This window comes from Mesorhizobium sp. M0751 (assembly GCF_040320265.1).
GTDB lineage: Bacteria > Pseudomonadota > Alphaproteobacteria > Rhizobiales > Rhizobiaceae > Mesorhizobium.
Genome location: NZ_JAMYPH010000004.1, coordinates 463,824 through 483,122, shown reverse-complemented (window position 1 = coordinate 483,122; position 19,299 = coordinate 463,824). Strand labels below are relative to the sequence as shown.

Sequence of the window (19,299 nt, the reverse complement as noted above, 5' to 3'; positions counted from 1 at the left end):
AAACTTCCGAAGGCCGAGCTTTGATGAGTTGAGACGCTGGCGGGACAGCGCCCCCCTCTGGCCTGCCGGCCATCTCCCCCACGAGGGGGGAGATCACGCTCTCATCGACGCCTCAAAGCGCCTTCACGGCGACCTTCACCGGCTGCTCGATTTCGAGCGGGTTGCGCAGAGGCAGGCCGAAATCCTGCGCCTCGATCTCGAATACGTCACCGGCCTCGGTCCTGATGCCGTCGGCGAAGGACAGCGTCGCCGTGCCGAACATGTGTACATGCACGTCGCCCGGCTGGCGGAAGGCCGAGTATTTGAAGTGGTGATGCTCGAGATTGCCAATGGTGTGCGACATGTTCGCCTCGCCCGACAGGAACGGCTTTTCCCAAAGCAGCTTGCCGTCGCGCAGGATGCGTGAAGCGCCGCGGATATCGGAGGGCAGATCGCCGATCAGGATTTCCGGCCCGAACGAAGCGTTGCGCAGCTTGGAATGGGCAAGGAAGAGATAGTTCACGCGCTCGGTGACGTGGTCGGAAAACTCGTTCGACAGCGTGAAGCCGACGCGGAACGGGGCGCCGTCGTCGCCGATCACATAGATACCGGCGATTTCCGGCTCCTCGCCGGCATCCTGGGCGAAGGCCGGCGACATAAGCGGCGCCCCGGGCGCCACTGCCATGGTGCCATTGCCCTTGTAGAACCATTCCGGCTGCACGCCGGTCTGGCCCTTCGCCGGCTTGCCGCCCTCAAGCCCCATGCGGAACATCTTCATGGAATCGGTCAGCTGTTGCTCGCCGTCCGTGCTGAGCTTCTTGTGCATGGAATCGCGGGTCGCGGCGGAGCCGAGGTGCGTCAGCCCGGTGCCGGTGAGATGGAGATGCGCCGGATCGGGATGGTTGATCGGCGACAGCAGCCGCCCCTTCTTGTAGGCTGCGTCGAGATCGACGGTTTCGCTGAAGCCCTTGCGCTCGATCAGGGCGACAAGCCCGCTGCCGGTGCGCGCGGCCTCCATCGCCAGCGAATAGACGCTGCGGGCGCCGTTGATGACGCGGGTCTTGCCGCCGTTGCGGGCAACGACGCGGATCGTCTCGGCGTCGTCGAGGATCTGTGAGATCAGCATGGTAACCCTCTCTGAATTGCGGGCTGGCCTGCCTTTCTCGGCAAACCCTACCCTGCGCGGCCCGGACCCTGTCCGCGCCTCGGTTGAAATTCTTCGTCCGGATTGCGCTCGCGGATCAGGTCCCTCGGGGGACTTTTTTGCGCCGCCCGGCAGCGCCGCGATGTGACCCGTATGCCTCCTGGTTGCCTCTCAAGCCTTGTTCTTGTTGTAGACGTCGAAGACGACGGCGCCGAGCAGCACCAGGCCTTTCACCACCTGCTGCCAGTCGACATTGACGCCCATGATCGACATGCCGTTGTTCATGACGCCCATAATGAAACCGCCGACCACCGCGCCGATGACCTGGCCGACGCCGCCCATCGCCGAAGCGCCACCGATGAACACCGCGGCGATGACGTCGAGCTCGCTGCCGAGGCCGGCCGCCGGCACAGCCTGCCCCAGGCGCGCGGCGATAATCAGGCCGCCGAGTGCCGACAGCACGCCCATATTGATGAACACCATCAACGTCAGCCGTTCGGTCTTGATGCCCGATAGCTGGGCTGCCTTGGCGTTGCCGCCCATCGCATAGATGCGACGGCCGATCGTCATGCGTTTGGTAACGAAGACGAATAACGCGATCAGCACGCCCATCACCATGAGAACGATTGGAAGGCCCCTGTAGGTGGCGAATTGGTAGACGAGAAACAGCGCCAGCGCGCTGATCACCAGGGTCTTGACGACGAACAGCGAGAAGGGCTCGGCTTCGTAGCCATGCTTCTCGCGGGTGCGCCGTGCCCTGAGCCCGAAATAGGCATAGGCGAGCACGGCGACGAGGCCGATCACAATCGTCGTCAGGTGCAGCGTCAGGCCGCTGCCGACAATGGTTTTGCCGGCGGCGTTGACGGTTGGCGGTATCAGCGTCAATGGGCCGATCAGGTCCGGAATGAAGCCGGAACTGAGCGCCTTGAAGCCGACGGGGAGCGGCCCCACGGAAGACCCGCCACCCAGCAGCGCCTGGCAGATGCCGCGGAAGATCAGCATGCCCGCCAGTGTGACGATGAAGCTCGGTATTCGGTGATAGGCAATCCAGTAGCCTTGTGCCGCGCCGATTGCGCCACCGACGATCAGGCAGATGATCGACACCACCAGCGGATTGCTCAACGGGCCAAGCGGCCAGATGACCATCATCATCGCCGCCAGCGCACCGATGAAGCCGGCGACGGAGCCGACGCTGAGATCGATATGGCCCGAAACGATCACCAGAAGCATGCCCAGCGCCATCACGATGATGAAGCTGTTCTGCTGAACCAGATTGCTGAGGTTCACCGGCTTGAACAGCGTTCCGGACGTGGTGAACTGGAAGAACACCATGATTGCGATCAACGCCAGCACCAACCCGTATTCGCGCAGGTTGGTGACCAGCGCCGAGACGGCAATGCGAGGTCCCTGTTGTAGGTCCTGGGCAACGCCGGTTTGCGGCCCGGGAGCGCTTTCGGTGCTCATGATGCTTTTCCTTCTCCGCGGACGATGGCGCGCATTATCTTTTCCTGGCTGGCGTCGCTTGCCGCCATTTCGCCGACGATGCGTCCTTCGTTCATGACGTAGATGCGGTCGGTGATGCCGAGCAGTTCGGGCATTTCCGACGAGATGACGATGATTGCCTTACCCTCGGAGGCGAGACGCGCGATGATCGTATAGATTTCATACTTGGCCCCGACGTCGATACCGCGCGTCGGCTCGTCGAGGATCAGCACTTCCGGATTGGCGAACAGCCATTTCGACAGCACCACCTTCTGCTGATTGCCGCCAGAAAGGTTGCCGGTCATCTGGTAGACGCTCGAGGCGCGGATATTGGTCCTGCCGCGATAGTCATTGGCGACTGAAAGCTCGCGCAAATCGTCGATCACGCCATGGCGCGAGACGCCGGGCAGGTTGGCCAGCGTGATGTTGTGCTTGATATGGTCGATCAAGTTGAGACCGTAGGTCTTGCGGTCCTCGGTAACATAGGCGATGCCGTGTTCCACCGCCTTGCTCACCGACGAGACATCGATCGGCTTGCCGTCAAGGAACACCTCGCCGGTGATGCGGCGGCCATAGGACCGGCCGAACAGGCTCATGGCAAACTCGGTCCGGCCGGCGCCCATGAGCCCGGCAATGCCGACGACTTCGCCCTTGCGGGCGTTGAGGTTGATACCCTTGATGACCTGCCGCTCGGCATGGATGGGGTGGTAGACCGACCAGTTTTTCACTTCGAGCACGGTCTCGCCGATCTTCGGCTCGCGCGGCGGATAGCGGTCGTCGAGCGAACGGCCGACCATCGAGGTGATGATGCGGTCCTCCGAGATGTCCTTCTTGGCCAGCGTCTCGATGGTCCGGCCGTCACGGATGATCGTGACCTTGTCGGCGACCCGGTTCACCTCGTTGAGCTTGTGCGAGATCAGGATCGAAGTGATGCCCTGCCGCTTGAATTCGAGCAGCAGATCGAGCAGCGCCTGGCTGTCTTTTTCGGACAAGCTCGCCGTTGGCTCGTCGAGAATGAGCAACTTCACTTCCTTGCTGAGCGCCTTGGCGATCTCGACCAGCTGCTGCTTGCCGACGCCGATATTGGTGATCAGCGTGTTGGGGTCCTCCTTGAGGCCGACCTTCTTGAGCAGGGCGCTGGTGCGCGCCTCATTGGCATTCCAGTCGATGACGCCGTATCTGGCGTGCTCGTTGCCAAGAAAGATGTTTTCGGCAATCGACAGCATCGGCACCAGCGCAAGCTCCTGGTGGATGATGACGATGCCCTTGCGCTCGCTGTCATGGATGCCTTTGAAATGGCACTCATCGCCGCGATAGATGATCTGGCCGTCATAGGTGCCGGACGGATACACGCCCGACAGCACCTTCATCAGCGTCGACTTGCCGGCGCCGTTCTCGCCGACCACGGCATGGATCTCGCCTTCCTCGACCATGAGCTTGACGTTCGACAGCGCCTTGACGCCGGGAAACGTCTTGGTGATGTCGCGCATCTCCAAAATCGTCGATGCCATTGAGAATACCACTCCTGCGAGGTCCGCAAACAATACCGGGCTGGCTCGCCAACGAAAAGGGGCCCTGCCTGCGCAGGACCCCAGGCTTTGTAACCGCGATTACTTCAGTTCTTCGGCCTTGATGTAGCCGGAGTCGACCACCAGGGCCTGATAGTTCGACTTGTCGACATCATGCGGCGTCAACAGGATCGACGGAACGACCTTGACGTCGTTGTTGTAGGTCTTGGTGTCGAGGCCTTCCGGCTTGCCGCCAGAGAGCACCTTATCGACGAGTTCGACCGTCGCCTTGGCGAGTTCGCGGGTGTCCTTGAACACCGTCGAATACTGTTCGCCGGCGATGATCGCCTTGACCGAAGCGGTCTCGGCGTCCTGTCCGGTGACGATCGGCCATGGCTGATCGGCGGTGCCGTAGCCTACGGCGCGCAGCGAAGCGATGATGCCGCGCGACAGGCCGTCATAGGGCGAGAGCACGCCATCGACGCGGCTGCCGTCCGAATAGTTGGCGGAGAGCAGATTGTCCATGCGGGCCTGGGCGGTGGCGGCCAGCCAGCGCAGCGTGCCGACCTTGTCCATGCCCATCTGGCCGGACTTGATCTTGATCGAGCCGTCGTCGATCATCGGCTGCAGGACAGACATCGCACCATTGTAGAAGAAAAAGGCGTTGTTGTCGTCGGGCGAGCCGCCGAACAATTCGACGTTCCACGGTTTGGTGCTTGGGAAGCGCTCCTTGAGGCCCTTGACCAGGGAATTCGCCTGGATGACGCCGACGCCGAAATTGTCGAAGGTGGTGTAATAATCGACATTTGGCGTCTTCTTGATCAGGCGGTCGTAAGCGACGACGACGACGCCTGCGTCATTCGCCTTCTGCAGCGCATCGCCCATCGTGGTGCCGTCGATCGAAGCGATGATCAGCGCCTTCGGGCCCTTGGTGATTTCGTTTTCCAGCTGGCTGAGCTGGTTCGGAATGTCGTCCTGCGCGTATTGCAGGTCGACAGTGTAGCCCAGAGCCTCGAGCTGGGACTTGACGGCGTCGCCGTCGTTGATCCAGCGCTGCGAGGTCTTGGTAGGCATCAGCACGCCGATCAGGCCTTCGCCCGCCTGCGCCGGCAGCGTCATAGCCGCGATGCCTAGGGCCGCGACGGCGGCCAGTGTCTTGATAATCTTCACATTAACTCTCCCTGGTTGATGGACGCGTACCCTTGGGTTTCGTGGGCCGCGCAATCGTGCAGGAGCGCCAAACGCGCCGCTGCCGTCAATCGATCTCCGGTATCCTCCCAATCGGCCCCGAAACTCTGGTTTCAATCGATACGAGTTTTCCCTCGTCGCCGATCGTCAGGTATCAGGACGCGCGAAGGGTGTGTCGCTTTGCCATAACTGTCAAATGCGATCTTTGATGGTTGCTATATCGAAACCGATATGGCTAAAGCTAGTGGCGAGGCTGCCGGGTGATCAGCCGGGGCGGCCGGCGCAGAAGTAGGGAAAAATCATGGCGGCGCTGCGAAATCCTGGCGGAATATCAGCCGGTTACGATGAAATCCCGGGCGATGGCGGAACCTTGCTGCGCAGCGGCTTGAGCCTGCGTCACATGCGCATGATCGCGGCCCTCGACGAGCACGGGCGGGTGAGTGCCGCGGCCCAGGTCATGAACATCTCGCAGCCGGCGGCCTCGCGCATGATCGCCGAAATGGAGGCCGTGCTCGATGTCAAGCTCTGCGAAAGGCTGCCGCGCGGCATTACGCTGACGCCTTATGGCAAGGCGTTGGCACGGCGCGCGCGATCGATCCTGCTCGAGATGCGCGAGGTTGACCGCGAGATTTTCGAGCTCAAGGCGGGCAAGGGCGGCTCGGTGTTCCTGGGCGCGGTGACAGCACCGGCGATCGAGCTGGCGGTGCCGGCGATCCGTGAGATCCGGCGCCTCTATCCGCGCATCGAAATCACCATGCAGGTCGAGACCTCGAACGTGCTGGCGCGCGAGCTGATCGCCTCCCGCCACGATTTCATCATCGCCCGCATCCCAGACGACCTCAATCCGCGGCTGTTCGAAGCGCGAGTCATCGGCGTCGAGAAGGCCTGCCTGATCGTGCGCCGCGGCCACCCGCTGACCAAGGGCAAGGCGGTGCGGCTGGAAGACACCGCCGCCTATGACTGGGTCTTCCAGTCGGGCGGCTCGCCGCTGCGCCAGGCGATGGAAAGCAACTTCTTGAACCGCAACATCGCGCTGCCGGACCGCATCCTCAACACCAGTTCGCTGCTATTGACTCTGGTCATGGTCGCGCAATCCGACGCCATCGCGCCGGTGTCGGTCCAGGTCGCGAAGTTCATCCAGAACCCCGAAGGCCTGGCCGGCGCTATCGATGTCGTCCAGACTGAGTTCGACATCGAGGTCAGGCCTTACAGCCTGATCACGGTAAAGAACCGCGCGCTGTCACCGGCAGCCAAGATGCTGCACGATTTTATTTTGCGGGAGGTGGGCTGAGGGTTGGAGCGGGTAGCGGGCGCATTCCGTGGCCAGCCAGACGACCAGACGGGCCCGCCTGAGCGGCGCCGGTGCACGTTGGCAATACCGCGTGATGCTCAAAAAAAGCCCGCCAGCAGACGCCAGCGGGCCAAGGGTAGACTTTCCGGTTGGGGTCATTCGAGGCCCCGCCGACCCTCAATGTGAGATATTCCACGAACTGGCACATCGGCCAAACAGATGAAAGACGGCCAGCCGGCTGCAAAAAAATGCCTGTGAAGCCGCTGGTTTTCAGCCTGGCCAGAACAAGTGCAATGCACCGGGGCAAAAGCTGGAGCGGGTAGCGGGAATCGAACCCGCGCGTTCAGCTTGGGAAGCTGACAAGCTACCATTACATCATACCCGCGCTGGTTCCTCCGATATCATGGCCCGGCGCCGATGCGCAATCCGATTTGAGGCGCCGCCTTGATGCAGCGCGGGCGACTGCGTATTTCTTGGCATGTGCCCGAATCGCGGCACCCGACTGTGGAGACAGGCCCTTGTCCGCACTGAACCGCTTTCTCGGCGATACGCCGCTCCGGGTGATCCTGAAGCTGCTCGTGGTGTCGTTTCTCGTCGGCCTGGTCATGAACGCTTTCGGCTGGTCGCCGATGGACGTGCTTTACGGCATCCGCAAATTCTTCATCGACCTGTGGAATTTAGGCTTCCACGCCATCGACCGCTTCCTCGGCTACATCCTGCTCGGTGCCGCGATCGTCGTGCCGGCCTTCATCCTGCTCAGGATCGCTAACTACCGGAAGTGAATTTTCAGGCGTAGGCAGCGGCCACTTCGAACAGGATGGCATGGCGTGCGGCGAGTGCTGCGACATCGGTCGAATAGCCGCCGCCGATGACGCCGCACACCGGTATGCCAAGCGTGCGGAAATGGCGGATCACCATATCGTCGCGAGCGCGCAGCCCGTCATCCGTGAGCGACAACCTGCCGAGCCGGTCCTCGGCATGGACGTCGACCCCGGCATTGTAGAAGACGAGATCCCAGCGCGCTCGCACCGACAACTCGGGCAGGATGGCGCCCAGCCGCTCCAGATAGGCTGCATCGCCGGTTCCGTCGTGCAGGGCGATATCGTGATCGGAGGCGATCTTGCGCGCGGGGTAGTTGCGGTCGCCATGCATGGAGAAGGTGAACACGCGCGGCTCGTCGTTCAGGATATCCGCTGTTCCGTCGCCCTGATGCACGTCGAGGTCGACGACCAGGATGTTTTGGACAGCAGCTTCGGCGAGCAGCACCAGCGCAGCCACGGCCACGTCATTGAGGGTGCAGAAGCCGGCGCCTTGCGCGCGCCGCGCGTGATGGCTGCCGCCGGCGGTGTTGCAGGCGATGCCGTTCAGCAAGGCCAGCCGCGCTGCCAGCACCGTGCCGGCCGTGGCGAGCTGCGCCCTCAGCGAAACCCGCTGTCCAATGGGGAAACCGATCTCGCGCTCGATCCTCACCGGCACGTCGCAGGCGAGCACCTGGTCGACATAGTCTGCCGCGTGGGCAAGCTTCAGCCATGATGGCCGCGCAGCCTCCGGCATGTTGAGCGCCTCGGGCCGCGCCAGGCCGCGTGCCCGCAAGGCGTCCATCAGCAGCGGATATTTGCTCATCGGGAAGCGGTGGTTGACGGCGAAGCCGGCGTCGTAGTCGGGATGATGAACGATCTGCAAGGGCATGGGGCGGCCGGTGCACCAGAGGCGGGTTTCGGTTGACCACAATGGGGTGGATGGTTGCGCGAGGTCCGCAAACTGGGGCACATCGGCTAGCCGATCAAGCCGCAACAGGAAGCGACACGCGTTTGGAGCAGGCTTTACCCACCGAAGTCCACGCCACCGAAGCCAGGGCATTCGTCGTCACCAACCGCTCGGTGCTCGCCATCGCCGTGCCGATGACGCTTGCCTATCTGACGACGCCGTTGCTCGGAATTGTCGACACGGCGGTGGTCGGACAGTTCGGCGATGCCGCCCTTCTCGGCGGCCTGGCGGCCGGCGCCCTGATCTTCGACGTCGTTTTCACGACCTTCAACTTCCTGCGCTCCGGCACCACCGGCCTCGTCGCCCAGGCCTTCGGGCGCGGCGATGCGCTGGAGGAGCAGGCGGTGTTCTGGCGCGCCGTGCTGATCGCGGTCGTCGCCGGCTTCGTGCTTGCCGCGCTTGCGCCGCTGGTTTCCACCGCCGGGCAATGGTTCATTGGCGCCGAACCGCGCGTCAGCGCGGCGATGGACGTCTATATCCGCACCAGGATGCTCGCAGCACCGTTCTCGCTGATCAATTACGCCATCCTCGGTTACGTGCTGGGGCGCGGCGAAGGCGGGCTCGGGCTGATGCTGCAATTGATACTGAACGGCATCAACATCGCCCTCTGCTTCCTGCTTGGCCTGGAGCTCGGCTGGGGCGTTGCCGGCGTTGCCTGGGCGACGCTCACCGGCGAATTCGTCGCCATGCTGCTTGGTCTCGCCATTGTCGGCCGGCGCTTTTGGGCGGCGCCCAGGTTGCCGCGCCACCGCGTCCTCGATCTGCCGGCATTCCTGCGCATGATGTCGCTCAATCGCGATATCATGATCCGCTCCTTTTCGCTGCTCGCCGCCTTCGCGCTGTTCACGCGACAAGGCGCACAATTCGGCACTCTGACGCTGGCCGCCAACGCCGTGCTGATGAACCTGTTCCTGGTTGCCGGCTATTTCCTCGATGGTTTCGCCACCGCCGCTGAACAGCTCGCCGGGCGCGCCATAGGCGCCCGTGCCGCCACGGCGTTTGACCAGGCGGTGCGGCTGACGCTGCTTTGGGGGCTCGGTCTGGCAGGCGCGGCGACGCTCTTCTTCCTGCTGGAGGGCACCGATCTCGTCGCCGTGATCACGACCTCGACGGACGTCCGCGCCATTGCCGATATCTACTTGCCCTGGGCGGCGTTCACCGCGCTCAGCGGCGCGCTGGCTTTCGAGATGGACGGGGTTTTCATCGGCGCGACATGGTCGCGCGACATGCGCAACATGATGCTGGTGTCATTCCTGGCGTTCAGCGCCGCGCTGCTGATCCTGGCGCCGGCCTTCGGCAATCACGGCTTGTGGGCGGCGTTGCATGTCTTCCTGCTGGTACGCGGCTTCAGCCTGCTCGCCATATTGCGGCTGCGGGTGCGAACGGCCTTTGGCTGATCGCTAAAGCGGTTTCGCCGCCCATTGATCGAGGCGGCTGTCGCGAAGCTCGCGCAGCGACTTCAGCCCTTGACTGTCCATGAAACGGGCCATGCCGGAAAGAATGCGCCCCGGTAGCGCCGGCCCAGCATAGATCATCCCGGTATAGAGCTGGACGAGATCGGCGCCGGCACGGATCTTTTCCAGCGTCGTCTCGGCGGAATCGACGCCGCCGACGCCGATGACGGCAGGATCCCGGCCAAGCAGTTTCCGCATTTTTGCCAGCACGGTGGTTGAGCGCTCGAATAACGGTTTTCCCGAAAGCCCGCCCGCCTCGCCGGCAAAATCGTTGCTGCGCAGTCCCGCCCGCGCGATCGTGGTGTTGGAGACGATGACGCCGTCTATTTTCTTCTCAGTGACCTCGGCGGCAATGTCCTCCAGCTCGCCCTCGACCAGATCCGGCGCGATCTTGAGGAAGACGGGCGGTTTTGCCGGTGCCGCCGCACGCGCAGCCATGACCCGCGACAGGAGCTCGCCAAGCTGTTCGCGCGCCTGCATGTTGCGCAGGCCCGGCGTGTTCGGCGAGGAGATATTGATTGTCAGATAGCTGGCGTATCGCGCGAACCGGATCACGCCGCGCTCATAATCGCCGACGCGGTCGGCGCTGTCCTTGTTGGCGCCGATGTTGATGCCGACGATGCCGGGGCGGCCTTTTCGGGCGGCAAGACGCTTCTCTGCGGCAGCGTGGCCTTCATTGTTGAAGCCCAGCCGGTTGATTACCGCCCCGTCCGAAGGCAGCCGGAAGATGCGTGGCTTCGGATTGCCCGTCTGCGGCAGCGGTGTGATGGTGCCGACCTCGGCGAAGCCGAAGCCCAGGCCGAGCAGCGCGTCCGGCACTTCGGCATTCTTGTCGTAACCCGCGGCCATGCCGAGCGGGTTCGGGAAGTCGAGCCCGCAAAGGCTGACCTTTAGCCTGTTGTCCTGCGGCGGGCGACCGGCGACCGGCAGACCGCATCTCAGCGCGGCAATCGACAGCCCATGCGCGGTTTCCGGATCGAGCGTGAACAGCAGTTTCTGGCCGATCCGGTCGAACGCGCTCATTCGGCCCCCATCGCCGGGAATTCATGCCGGCCGTCGGGGCCGAGCGGCAATGCCCGCACCGAGACGACCGCATCGAGGCCGAGCCCGCAATAGAGATGCGGGAACAAGGCGCCGCCGCGCGAGACCTCATATTTCAGCGCATGGCCGAGGCGCGCGCTATCGACGGCAACCAGCAGCAACCCGGCCTGGCCGGCGAAATGTTTTGCTGCCGTTTCCCGGACCTGCCCGGCGGTGGAAAAATGGATGAAGCCGTCGGCGACGTCGATCGGCGCGCCGGTGAAGCGGCCTTCTCTTTCAGCCTCGCGCCACAGCGCCTCGGGAACTATCTTGTAGATGATCTCGGACATCGTTGCGCTATAGTCCGAACAGGCCATGCGGGGAAGGGGCAAGCGGGTTTCGCAGGCTCCGAACTCTTCCCCATTTCAGGCGCAAACATGTGATAGATTGAGCCAACTGGCTCATGGAGGAAAACATGCGTCTGAAACACGTCTTGATCCCCGCAGCACTGATCCCGCTTGTCGCGGCGTCGGCCTTTTCCGAGGAGGCCGATCGCTACCGGCTGGAAAAATCGGCAAATGGCTATGTGCGCATGGATACGCAAACCGGCGCCATGTCGCTCTGTGAGGAGCGCTCCGGTCAGCTTGTCTGCAAGACCGCGGCCGACGAACGTGCCGCCTTCCAGGATGAGGTCGACCGGCTGAAAAATTCGGTGAAGGCGCTCGACGAACGCGTCGCCAAGCTCGAAAATTCGCTCGCCGCGCGTTTCGAATCGACTTTGCCCAGCGAGGACGATTTCAACAAGACGATGGGCTACATGGAGCGCTTCCTGCGCAGCTTTATGGACATCGTCAAGGACATGGACAAGGACGAAGACGGCGCCAAGCCCAATTCGCAAAAGACCTAGGCAATTCGCAAAAAAGACCTGGGGCGGGAATAGCAAGCCGGCCACGCCGAACAGCAGGCGTTGCGTTATGATCGTTCAGATCCTGCAAGGCGGAAAATCGCCAACGGGATTCGGGGAGGGATATCACCGTTGGGCTACACATTCGTCATTGCCGACGATCATCCGCTTTTTCGCGGTGCATTGAGGGAGGCACTCGCGGGCATCGGCGACGTTGCCGCCATTCACGAGGCCGGCGATTTCGAAAGCGCCAAGGCGCTGGTCCTGGCCAATGAGGATGTCGATCTGGTGCTGCTCGATCTCTCGATGCCGGGCGCAAGCGGTCTTTCCGGCCTGATTTCGTTGCGCGGCATCCATCCGGCGGTGCCGATGATGGTGGTCTCGGCGCATGACGATCCGGTGACGATCCGGCGCGCGCTCGATCTCGGCGCCTCCGGCTTCATCTCCAAATCGGCCAGCATGGAGGAGATCCGCAATGCGGTGCAGTCGGTGCTCGCAGGTGATATCGCCGCACCCGCCGGGGTCGATCTCGGCGTCGAGCGCGATCCCGAGATTTCGGACCTGATCAAGCGCCTGCAGGCGCTGACTCCACAGCAGACGCGCGTGCTTGGCATGCTGGCGGAAGGGCTGCTCAACAAGCAGATCGCCTATGAGCTCGGGGTCTCCGAAGCGACGATCAAGGCGCATGTGTCGGCCATCCTGCAGAAACTCGGCGTCGACAGCCGCACCCAGGCGGTCATCCTTTTGTCCAAAATCGGCAGCGACCCGCTGCAGACGGCCGGCTGATTCCTATTCGGCCGCCGGCGCCAGCGGCCTGACCCTGGCCATCATCGAGCGCAGCATTGCCGGTTTCAGCGGTTTGCTGATCACCGGCACGTCGAGCCTGCCGGCAGCGGCGCGAACCTCGCTGGAGCGGTCGGCGGTGACCAGCACCGCCGGCAGGTCCTCGCCATGGATCGCACGCAACTGGGCGATCAATTCGAGGCCGGTCCTGTTGTCGAGATGATAGTCGGCAAGCACGATGTCCGGCCGATGCATGCCGGACCTGTCGAGGTCCTCCGCGCCGGAAAGCGTGTCGACGCTGCAGCCCCAGCCCTCGAGCAGGAGCCGCATGCCGTCGAGGATGCGGGCGTCGTTGTCGATGCAGAGCACATTGAGCCCGGCAAGCGAGGCCGCGGCACGGGCAGGGGGCTTCGCCTCGGCCTCCCGCCGCGGTGCCTGCACGGCTGCCACCGGCAGCAGCACGGAAAAGCGTGTGCCCTTGCCGGGGTTGGAGAAGATCCGGATTTCGAGCCGCAGGACGCGGGCGATGCGGTCGACGATGGAGAGCCCCAGGCCGAGGCCTTCCGCGTCGCGAGCGCCCTCGTCCAGCCGGGTGAATTCGCGAAACACGGTGTTCAGCTTGTCGCCGGCAATGCCGATGCCGGTGTCGATCACCTGGATCTCGGCCAGTTCGCCGCGCCGCCGCACGCCGACCAGGATGCGGCCATGGCGCGTATACTTGATGGCGTTTGAGACCAGGTTCTGGATCAGCCGGCGCAGCAGATTGCGGTCCGTCATGACGCTGAGCGACGACGGCATGATCGAGAGCTCGAGTTTCTTTTCGGCGGCAAGCGGCCGGAAGTCGTTGCCGATCTGGCGCAGCAGCCCGTCGAGGCCGAAGCTCGTATCGTCCGGCTTCATCGCGCCGGCGTCGAGGCGCGAAATGTCGAGCACCGCGCCGAGGATGGTCTCGACCGATTCCAGCGACGATTCGATGTTCATCGCCGCCTTGCCGGCAGGTCCCTTGCCGGTCTTCTCGATCAGCGACGAGCAATAAAGGCGGGCGGCGTTCAGCGGCTGCAGGATGTCGTGGCCGGCGGCAGCGAGGAAGCGGGTCTTGCCGAGATTGGCCTCCTCAGCCAGCATCTGCGCCTGCGCCAGCTCCTCATTGACGCGGGTGAGCTCGGCGGTGCGGCTCTTCACTCGCTGTTCCAGCGATTCGTTCGCGCGCTTCAGCGCCAGATCCTGCTCGACGCGTCCGGAAATGTCGGCATAGGTGGCGACGATGCCGCCGTCCGGCATCGGATTGGAGCGCAATTCGAGGATGCGCCCGCTGGTCTTCAGCTCCATCTGCCATGGGCTGACGAAGCTGGTCAGGCGGTTGAGCATGGTGACGCGTTGGTCTGCCGGTATGTCGCCGCGCTCGGCAAGGTGGCGCAGGATACGATCGAGTGAGACACCGACCTGGCCCATCTCGTCGGGCAGGTCGAACAGCGCCCGGTACTGGCGGTTCCAGCAGATCAACCGGAAATCGCGGTCGAAGACAGTGATGCCCTGTTCCATCTGGTCGAGCGCGATCTGCAGCAGGTCGCGATTGTGCTGCAGCGCCTCGGTGGCGTCATCGAGCAGGCGGAAGGCGTCCTTGGATTCGCGATCGTTGCGGCGCAGCAGCAGCGACAGGATCAGCCGCGCCGAAGAGGAGCCGACGGCACTGGCCAGAAGCTGTTCGGAGAAGCGGATGACATCCATGCTGGCCTGTTCGTTGCCGTGCAGTGAAGTGCCGCTGCTCTTCTCGAACGATTGGAAGGACCGCTCGGTGCGTTCGACACCGAGATAACGCGCGATCGTGTCCTTGAGGTCGTTGACGGTGATGGTGGTGCGGAAGCGGCGCAGGCTCGGCAGCGGCCCCGCCTCGCGCGGCACGAAGATCGATGCCTGGATGCGTTCCAACGGCACCGACGCGCGCGACAGTGAGCCGAACACAAAAAACAGCGTGTTGATCGACAGGCTCCACAGCACGCCATGATTCAGCGGCTCGGCGACGGTGCCGAAAAGAGCCTGCGGCCGCAATGCATCCAAGCCGAACAGGCCGTGGACGAGGATGCCGGTATCGGGCGCGGCAAGCGACGGAAGCAGCAGCGTGTAGCTCCAGACGACGATGCCGGCAACCATGCCAAGCGCGGCACCCCGGCCGTTGGCGCCGCGCCAGACCAGGCCGCCGATCATTGCCGGCGCGAACTGCGCGATCGCGGCGAACGACATCAGGCCGATCGAGGACAGCCGCGCGCTGTTGGTGCTCTCGCGGTAGTAGAGAAAGGCGATGAACAGCATGATGAAGATCGCCGCCCGCCGTACATTGAGGATGAGCGTCGACCAGTCCTCGCTCTCTGAGGTCGTGGTCCGCAGCAGCCGGCGCACGAACAGCGGAATGATCAGGTCGTTGGAGATCATGATCGACAGCGCGACGCTTTCGACGATCACCATTGCGGTCGCCGCCGACAGGCCGCCGATGAAGGCGGCCATGGCCAGGACGTCGTGGCCGCTGAACAGCGGCAGCGACAGCACGTAAAGGTCGCTGCTGGTTCTGGTGCCGACCAGTTCCAGGCCGGCCAGCGCGATCGGCAGCACGAACAGGTTGATTGCCACCAGATAGAGCGGAAACACCCATGTCGCGGTGCGCAGCTCGGCCTCGCTGCGGTTTTCGACGATGGTGACGTAGAACTGGCGCGGCAGCATGAGGATGGCAAAGCCGCTCAGGCATGTCAGCACCAGCCAGGTGGCGAGCGAGGTGTTGTAGCCCATCGCCTGACGCACCTGCGTGTTTTCGGCGAGCCGGTCGAACATATCGCCTGGCCCGCCGAATATCAGAAACATGACCAACAGGCCGATCGCCAGGAAGGCGGCGAGCTTGACCACGGTCTCGACCGCCACAGCCAGCACCAGCCCGTCCTGGTGCTCGGTGGCATCGGCATGGCGCGTGCCGAACAGCACCGCAAACAGCGCCAGCAGCATGGCCACGACCAGCGAGATGTCGCTGACGAACGGATCGAACGACGGGGGCGAGCCGGTATAGTGCTCGACCATCAGGCTGACCGAGCCGGAGATTGCCTTCAATTGCAGCGCGATATACGGCACGGCGCCGATGGTCGCGATCAGCGTAGCGATCGCCGCGACAGCGAAGCTCTTGCCGTAGCGGGCACCGAGAAAGTCGGCGATCGAGGTGATCTTCTCGGTCTTGGCCAGCCTGACGATGCGCTGCAGCAGCGGAAAGCCGAACACGAACACCAGAACCGGTCCGATGTAGATGCCGAGGAACTCGAGGCCGCGCTCGGAGGACAGGCCGACCGAGCCGAAGAAAGTCCAGGAGGTGCAGTAGATGGCGAGGCTGAGCGCATAGATGAACGGCCGGGCGCGGCCGGCCCCGGATGAAGTCGAGCGGCGGTCGCCCAGGCTGGCGATGACGAACAGCAACGTCACATAGGCGATCGCGATGATGACGATGAACCAGCCTTGCACGCCTCGAACTTCCTCCCTGCGCCGGCTTTTTCATCCGGCATTGCAGACGCAATCACAGCTTGGCAATCGAGTCCATCGCGGCTTTCGGCGTATTATATTGGCTACGTCGGGCAATCGTGACCGGCTGAAACCAGCTTTTGTTCCTGTTGCAACCGCAGGTTTTTGCTATTCTGCCTGCCGGTCGATGCCGGAGGAGCGGCAGAACGGCCGGTCAGGACAAGGAGGCGTCGAATGCTGAAAGAGTTTCAGGAATTCATTTCCAGGGGCAATGTGATGGACCTGGCCGTCGCTGTCATCATTGGCGCTGCCTTCGGCAAGATCGTCACCTCGCTGGTCGACGACATCATCATGCCTATTGTTGGCGCGATCTTCGGAGGACTGGACTTCAACAACTACTTCATACCCCTGTCTTCTGCGGTGAATGCAACCTCGCTGGCTGATGCAAAGAAACAGGGTGCGGTCTTCGCCTATGGCAGCTTCATCACGGTGGCGCTGAATTTCCTCATCCTCGCCTTCATCATCTTCGTGATGGTCAAGGCGGTGAACAATCTGCGCCAGCGGCTGGAGCGTGAAAAACCGGCCGCCCCCGCCGCTCCGCCGCCGGCCGATGTTGCGCTGCTCACCGAAATTCGCGATCTCCTCGCCAGAAAGTAGCGCCTGCGGCAACTTTCTGGACCAAAACCCCGGTCGCTTGCGGCCGGGGTTTTCTGTTTTCGTCCGCCCTGAAACACGCTAGCAGTCGAGCAAACGAAAACGGATCCATTCATGACCCTGATCGATACTCTGCGCGTCGAAGCGCGGGCGGCGCCTGAAAGCGGCATTGTCGCCGTCATGAACCGCGGCCGCGGCCGCGACGGCATGATCCCGCTCTGGGCCGGCGAGGGCGACCTGCCGACGCCTGCCTTCATCACCGATGCCGCCGCCAAGGCGCTGGCCGCCGGCGAGACCTTCTACACCTGGCAGCGGGGCATTCCTGAACTCAGGCAGGCGCTCGCCCGCTACTACACCAGGCATTTCGGCAAGACTTTCGCCAACGAGGAATTCATCGTCACCGGCTCCGGCATGCACGCCATCCAGATGGCCATCGATGCGGTCGCCGGCAAGGGCGACGAACTCGTCTACCTGTCGCCGGCATGGCCGAACTTCGCCGCCGCCGCCGGCGTCGCGGGCGCCATTCCAGTCGCGGTCACGCTCGACCAGTCGGGCAATGGCTGGTCCTGCGATGTCGACAAGATCGCAGCGGCGATCACGTCACGGACCAAGGCGCTGTTCGTCAACACGCCGTCCAACCCGACCGGCTGGACCGCCGACAGGGAGACGCTGCAGGCGATCCTCGATCTTGCCCGCGAAAGGGGCCTGTGGATCATCGCCGACGAGATCTATTCGCTGTTTCATTACGGCCATGGCCGCGCGCCGTCCTTCATCGACATCATGGCCGATGAGGATCGCATCCTGTTCGTCAATTCCTTTTCCAAGAACTGGGCGATGACCGGCTGGCGCATCGGCTGGATCAAGATCCATCCCGCCTTGCAGCAGGTGTTCGAGAACCTGGTCCAGTATTCGACTTCCGGAGTTGCGCAGTTCATGCAGCGAGGCGCCGTCGTTGCCCTCGATGAGGGCGACGCCTTCATCGTCGAGCAGGTGGAGCGGGCGAGGGTGGCGCGCGACCTGGTCTGCGGCATTCTCGCCGAAACCGGCAGGGCGCGGTTCACCGTGCCGCAGGGCGCATTCTATCTATTCTTCGCGGTCGACGGCATCACCGATTCCCGCGCTGCCGCTTTCGACATGGTCGACCGCGCCAATGTCGGCCTGGCTCCCGGCACCGCCTTCGGCCCCGGCGGCGAAGCCTTCCTCAGGCTGTGCTTCCACCGCCGCCTCGACCAGCTCGAAGAAGCCGCGCATCGGCTGGCGAAATGGATGAAGACTGTGTGAGCTGCCTCGAAGCCCGAGTTTCAACTCGGGCTTCAGCCGCCCGACTTCGGCACCAGCAACGGGATGACGCGGTCGCTCTTGGCGACCGACGGTCGGCCGGCCGAACCGTAGGGAATCCCCAACGCGTCCCATGTCTCGACCAGCGCGTCCTGCAGGGACGCAATCAGCGCGTCCGAATGGAACGGTGTCGGCGTAATGCGCAGCCGTTCGGTGCCGCGCGGCACTGTCGGGTAGTTGATCGGCTGGATGTAGATGCCGTGCACACCGAGCAGGCGGTCGCTGGCCATCTTGCAGAGCTCGGGATCGCCGACCAGAAGCGGCACGATGTGGGTAGGCGATTCCATCACCGGCAGGCCGGCTGCGGCAAGCACTTGCTTGGTCCGTGTCGCCTGACGCAGCTGCGCATCGCGCTCGGCCTGCGAGCGCTTGAGGTGGCGGATCGAGGTGGTTGCCGCGGCGGCGATCGCCGGCGGCAACGCCGTGGTGAAGATGAAGCCCGGCGCATAGGAGCGCACCGCGTCGATCACCGCAGTGTTGCCGGCGATGTAGCCGCCAAGCGTGCCGAACGCCTTGGCCAGTGTGCCCTCGATGATGTCGATGCGGTCGGACAACCCTTCGCGCTCGGTGATGCCGCCGCCGCGTGGCCCGTACATGCCGACGGCGTGGACCTCGTCGATGTAGGTCATGGCGTTGTAACGCTCGGCGAGATCGACGATCTGCTTGATCGGCGCGATGTCGCCGTCCATCGAATAGACGCTCTCGAAGACGATCAGCTTGGCGCGCTCGCGGCCGGCCGCCTGCAGCAGGCTTTCGAGATGCGCGACGTCGTTATGGCGGAAGATCTTCTTCTCGGCGCCCGAGCGCCGCACGCCCTCGATCATCGAAGCGTGGTTGAGCTCGTCCGAGATGATCAGGCAATTGGGAAGCAGCTTTGCAATGGTCGAGATCGACGCCTCGTTGGAAACGAAGCCGGAGGTGAAAACCAGTGCCGCTTCCTTGTCGTGCAGGTCGGCCAGCTCCAGTTCGAGCTCGACCAGCGGGTTGCTGGTGCCGGAAATGTTGCGGGTGCCGCCGGCTCCCGAGCCCATCTTGCCTGCCGCCTTCTGGAACGCGGCAATGACGTCGGGATGTTGGCCCATGCCGAGATAGTCGTTGGAGCACCAGACGGTGATTTCCTCGGCGCGGCCATTGGCACGCCAGATGGCGCGTGGGAATTTCCCCACGATACGTTCAAGGTCGGCGAAGACGCGGTAGCGACGCTCTGCATGGAGCTGGTCGATCGCTTCCTCGAAAAACCGCTGATAGTTCATGTCGCCTTCCCAGTTTTGCGCGGGATCATAGTCATTGGCCCA

16 protein-coding genes and 1 tRNA gene are annotated in these 19,299 nt (G+C 63.4%); 7 read left to right on the top strand and 10 right to left on the bottom strand.

The annotated features are described in order from the left end of the window. Window positions 1–112: 112 nt before the first annotated feature. The 4 genes from araD1 to chvE all read right to left on the bottom strand — a co-directional run bounded on the left by araD1 (window position 113) and on the right by chvE (window position 5,283). Complete coding sequence (gene araD1 / locus NKI19_RS10095; protein ID WP_352488232.1) at window positions 113–1,105, bottom strand: AraD1 family protein; 993 nt, start codon at window positions 1,103–1,105, stop codon at window positions 113–115. Between the two features lie 189 nt (window positions 1,106–1,294). Beyond that, entirely contained in the window at window positions 1,295–2,587 is a 1,293-nt protein-coding gene (mmsB, locus tag NKI19_RS10090) for a multiple monosaccharide ABC transporter permease (RefSeq protein WP_292659525.1), read from the bottom strand. Continuing rightward, entirely contained in the window at window positions 2,584–4,116 is a 1,533-nt protein-coding gene (mmsA, locus tag NKI19_RS10085) for a multiple monosaccharide ABC transporter ATP-binding protein (RefSeq protein ID WP_352488233.1), read from the bottom strand. The genes mmsB and mmsA overlap by 4 nt, the downstream gene beginning before the upstream one ends. A gap of 99 nt (window positions 4,117–4,215) precedes the next feature. After that, window positions 4,216–5,283, bottom strand: a complete 1,068-nt coding sequence (chvE, locus tag NKI19_RS10080; RefSeq protein WP_352488234.1) for a multiple monosaccharide ABC transporter substrate-binding protein — start codon at window positions 5,281–5,283, stop codon at window positions 4,216–4,218. Window positions 5,284–5,602: 319 nt separating this feature from the next. Here chvE and NKI19_RS10075 point away from each other — a divergent pair, with 319 nt between their 5' ends. Continuing rightward, window positions 5,603–6,592 (top strand): LysR family transcriptional regulator, encoded by a 990-nt coding sequence (locus NKI19_RS10075; RefSeq protein WP_352488235.1) that lies wholly within the window; start codon window positions 5,603–5,605, stop codon window positions 6,590–6,592. Between the two features lie 311 nt (window positions 6,593–6,903). Here NKI19_RS10075 and NKI19_RS10070 read toward each other — a convergent pair. After that, window positions 6,904–6,977 (bottom strand) — tRNA-Gly (locus tag NKI19_RS10070). Window positions 6,978–7,110: 133 nt separating this feature from the next. Here NKI19_RS10070 and NKI19_RS10065 point away from each other — a divergent pair. Beyond that, window positions 7,111–7,374, top strand: a complete 264-nt coding sequence (locus tag NKI19_RS10065) for a DUF6460 domain-containing protein (RefSeq protein ID WP_023677362.1) — start codon at window positions 7,111–7,113, stop codon at window positions 7,372–7,374. A gap of 4 nt (window positions 7,375–7,378) precedes the next feature. Here NKI19_RS10065 and NKI19_RS10060 read toward each other — a convergent pair whose 3' ends face one another. Further along, complete coding sequence (locus NKI19_RS10060) at window positions 7,379–8,281, bottom strand: histone deacetylase family protein (protein WP_352566447.1); 903 nt, start codon at window positions 8,279–8,281, stop codon at window positions 7,379–7,381. 50 nt (window positions 8,282–8,331) lie between these two features. On the opposite strand from NKI19_RS10060, the gene NKI19_RS10055 reads away from it, so the two are divergent. After that, entirely contained in the window at window positions 8,332–9,756 is a 1,425-nt protein-coding gene (locus tag NKI19_RS10055; RefSeq protein WP_352488569.1) for an MATE family efflux transporter, read from the top strand. A gap of 3 nt (window positions 9,757–9,759) precedes the next feature. On the opposite strand, the gene NKI19_RS10050 is transcribed toward NKI19_RS10055, so the two are convergent. Together NKI19_RS10050 and NKI19_RS10045 are read right to left on the bottom strand one after the other, a co-directional pair. Next, the gene (locus NKI19_RS10050) at window positions 9,760–10,836 is read right to left on the bottom strand and encodes a quinone-dependent dihydroorotate dehydrogenase (RefSeq protein WP_352488238.1); all 1,077 of its coding nucleotides are present in this window, start codon (window positions 10,834–10,836) and stop codon (window positions 9,760–9,762) included. After that, on the bottom strand, window positions 10,833–11,183 hold the full coding sequence (locus NKI19_RS10045; RefSeq protein WP_352488239.1) for a DUF952 domain-containing protein: 351 nt from the start codon (window positions 11,181–11,183) through the stop codon (window positions 10,833–10,835). Before NKI19_RS10045 ends, NKI19_RS10050 begins: the two co-directional genes overlap by 4 nt. Before the next feature lie 125 nt (window positions 11,184–11,308). Here NKI19_RS10045 and NKI19_RS10040 point away from each other — a divergent pair, with 125 nt between their 5' ends. Together NKI19_RS10040 and NKI19_RS10035 are read left to right on the top strand one after the other, a co-directional pair. Continuing rightward, complete coding sequence (locus tag NKI19_RS10040) at window positions 11,309–11,740, top strand: hypothetical protein (protein WP_352488240.1); 432 nt, start codon at window positions 11,309–11,311, stop codon at window positions 11,738–11,740. Window positions 11,741–11,860: 120 nt separating this feature from the next. Next, the gene (locus NKI19_RS10035; protein ID WP_473556440.1) at window positions 11,861–12,523 is read left to right on the top strand and encodes a response regulator; all 663 of its coding nucleotides are present in this window, start codon (window positions 11,861–11,863) and stop codon (window positions 12,521–12,523) included. A 3-nt stretch (window positions 12,524–12,526) separates the two neighbouring features. Here NKI19_RS10035 and NKI19_RS10030 read toward each other — a convergent pair whose 3' ends face one another. Further along, window positions 12,527–16,015, bottom strand: a complete 3,489-nt coding sequence (locus tag NKI19_RS10030; RefSeq protein ID WP_352951114.1) for a PAS domain-containing hybrid sensor histidine kinase/response regulator — start codon at window positions 16,013–16,015, stop codon at window positions 12,527–12,529. A 231-nt stretch (window positions 16,016–16,246) separates the two neighbouring features. Between NKI19_RS10030 and mscL the strand changes: the two genes are divergently transcribed. Together mscL and NKI19_RS10020 are read left to right on the top strand one after the other, a co-directional pair. Continuing rightward, the gene (gene mscL / locus NKI19_RS10025; protein ID WP_352566443.1) at window positions 16,247–16,669 is read left to right on the top strand and encodes a large conductance mechanosensitive channel protein MscL; all 423 of its coding nucleotides are present in this window, start codon (window positions 16,247–16,249) and stop codon (window positions 16,667–16,669) included. Window positions 16,670–16,780: 111 nt separating this feature from the next. Continuing rightward, window positions 16,781–17,947 carry a pyridoxal phosphate-dependent aminotransferase gene (locus NKI19_RS10020; RefSeq protein WP_352566442.1) on the top strand — a complete coding sequence of 389 codons (1,167 nt, stop codon included), beginning with the start codon at window positions 16,781–16,783 and terminating at the stop codon, window positions 17,945–17,947. Between the two features lie 32 nt (window positions 17,948–17,979). On the opposite strand, the gene hemA is transcribed toward NKI19_RS10020, so the two are convergent. Next, window positions 17,980–19,257: a 5-aminolevulinate synthase gene (hemA, locus tag NKI19_RS10015; protein WP_352566451.1), complete on the bottom strand. Its 1,278-nt coding sequence runs from the start codon at window positions 19,255–19,257 to the stop codon at window positions 17,980–17,982. Between the last annotated feature and the right edge of the window lie 42 nt (window positions 19,258–19,299).